Genomic DNA, 2,199 nt, shown 5'->3' with positions numbered 1-2,199 from the left:
TAAACGTACAATTTTCTTTTTTTGATATGGTGACCCCATCGCTATCAAGCTAAGAAATTTTAGTATCCCCAAGTACAAAAAAACGGTTATTCTTTCTAAACTAAACGAGCAAGATCAGAAAGGATAACCGTTTTTTGTGTTGATTTGGAATAAAGATTGATAAAACTAAGAATTTTAATAGCGATTTATCTATATACAAAAATAAAACGTTTAGAACAAATTAAACTGTTGGTAAACTATCTAAATAACAACTAAGCACTCATTTGCTTTCTATAATAAATATAAAAAATTCCATACATTAGCAAAAGAATAAGTAAAACTTGTATTTCAACATTTTCTTGTAAAATAGTAGCTATCGGTTCTGGAAGATAAGGGGATTTTTGAGCACCACCTAGACCTAATGCTTTATTAAAAATTCCAATTATACAAAACAAAAAGATCCCTGACCAACTTGCTATAATTGCTTTATGTTTAATATCTTTATCTCTTTCATCATCTTTAACCCAAGGAGCTGATCCTTTATCACTTGTAAAAAATCCATTAATATAAGCCCACAATATAGCCCCCACAAAATATACTAAATAATTCATAATTCTATACTCCTTTCTTTAAAAAAAGTTCATCTACTCTTGTATTCAATACCTCTGAAAGACTAAAGGCTAATTTTAATGTAGGATCATACTTATTATTTTCAATTGCATTGATTGTTTGTCTACTAACCCCACATTTATTAGCCAAATGCTCTTGCGACAATCCCTTTTTCTCTCTCAAATCCTTTATAATATTTTTCATATCTCTTCTCCATTTTTTATAATCAAAATGTCAAAAGTTTTTTACATATCAATTGTAAAAAATCTCAATTGTATTGTCAAATGTTTTTGACACAATACATTAAGTATATTTGTAACTTTTAAATAAAATTTGGTAAAAAAGACGGTGCTATTCCATATTTAAAAGTAAACAAAAAGAAGTTACAATATACGGGGCACGATACATTACTATCAACTTAAGATGAAATTATACCCATAATTTATAGAAAGCGTTATTCTATTTGTAGAAATATACAGAAAGGATGGCGTTTTTGTATGAATCTATCGATTCAAGATGAGTTTCATTTGTTCGCTGAAGAACTACAGCGATATCTATCTCCACATATTCTTCAACAACTTGCACAAGAGACGGGGTTTGTAAAACGTAAAAGTAAGTATGGCGCACGAGATTTGACTGCTTTATGTATCTGGATTAGTCAACAGGTAGCAAGCGATTCTCTTACTCGATTATGTAGTCAGCTTTATGCAAATACAGCTACACTTATGAGTCCTGAAGGACTTAATCAACGTTTTAACCGATGCGCTGTTTTATTTCTACAGCGGGTATTTTCCCTTTTAATCAAAAGCAAACTAAACGATTCGTCTCAAATCTCAAACCAATACACCTCTTATTTTCAAAGTATACGTATTTTAGATGCTACTATTTTTCAAGTACCCAATCATTTGGCCCCTATTTATCCTGGTTCAGGAGGATGTGCACAAACAGCCGGTATTAAGATTCAGCTAGAGTATGATTTACATAGTGGAAAATTCCTCAATTTTCAAATGGAACCAGGTAAAAATAATGATAAAACCTTTGGTACAGAGTGTTTGGATACCTTACGCCCAGGAGATTTATGTATTCGAGATTTAGGATACTTTTCTCTAAAAGATTTAGACCAGATGGATCAACGAGGGGTATTCTATGTTTCGCGGTTAAAATTAAATAATAGAGTATATGTAAAAAATGAATCTCCAGAATTCTTTCGGGATGGGACAGTAAAAAAGCAATCTTTATATGTTTTGCTTAACCTTGAAGATATTATGCATCAGATAAAACCAGGAGATACTTATGAAATTCAGAATGCCTATATTGGACAACAAAAATTACCCTCACGAGTTGTAATATACAGACTCACATCAACTCAAATTCATAAACGTAGGAAACAACAAACTTATGTTGAAAAGAAAAAAGGAGTTACATATTCTGAAAAAAGTAAACGTTTAACAGAAATCAATATTTATATTACTAACATACCATGGGAAATTGTTCCGATGGAACAGGTTCATGAGATTTACTCACTACGTTGGCAAATAGAGATTGTATTTAAAACATGGAAATCTCTTTTTGGGGTTCTGTTGCGAAGTTTTGTTAAGGTTAAGTGGTGCC

General features: G+C 31.2%; 3 protein-coding genes. 1 reads left to right on the top strand and 2 read right to left on the bottom strand.

Annotation, left to right across the window (positions count from 1 at the left end; translation table 11 throughout):
- Nucleotides 1–251: 251 nt before the first annotated feature.
- Both Y7E_RS0106790 and Y7E_RS0106785 read right to left on the bottom strand, forming a co-directional pair.
- Nucleotides 252–590, bottom strand: coding sequence for a hypothetical protein (locus tag Y7E_RS0106790; RefSeq protein ID WP_017150533.1), 339 nt, complete (start codon nt 588–590; stop codon nt 252–254).
- A 4-nt stretch (nt 591–594) separates the two neighbouring features.
- Nucleotides 595–792: a helix-turn-helix transcriptional regulator gene (locus Y7E_RS0106785; RefSeq protein WP_017150532.1), complete on the bottom strand. Its 198-nt coding sequence runs from the start codon at nt 790–792 to the stop codon at nt 595–597.
- Between the two features lie 293 nt (nt 793–1,085).
- Here Y7E_RS0106785 and Y7E_RS29360 point away from each other — a divergent pair.
- On the top strand, nt 1,086–2,199 hold a 1,114-nt coding region (locus Y7E_RS29360; protein ID WP_017150531.1), incomplete at its 3' end, for an IS4 family transposase.

The sequence above is a fragment of the Bacillus bingmayongensis genome (assembly GCF_000299035.1).
GTDB classification, from domain to species: Bacteria; Bacillota; Bacilli; order Bacillales; family Bacillaceae_G; genus Bacillus_A; species Bacillus_A bingmayongensis.
The sequence above is the reverse complement of the archived record's forward strand: the minus strand, read 5'-3'. Positions and strand labels throughout refer to the sequence as shown.

Coding starts and splice junctions, on each gene's coding strand:
- Y7E_RS0106790 (WP_017150533.1), bottom strand. CDS start 590: ATGAATTATTTAGTATATTTTGTGGGGGCTATATTGTGGGCTTATATT.
- Y7E_RS0106785 (WP_017150532.1), bottom strand. CDS start 792: ATGAAAAATATTATAAAGGATTTGAGAGAGAAAAAGGGATTGTCGCAA.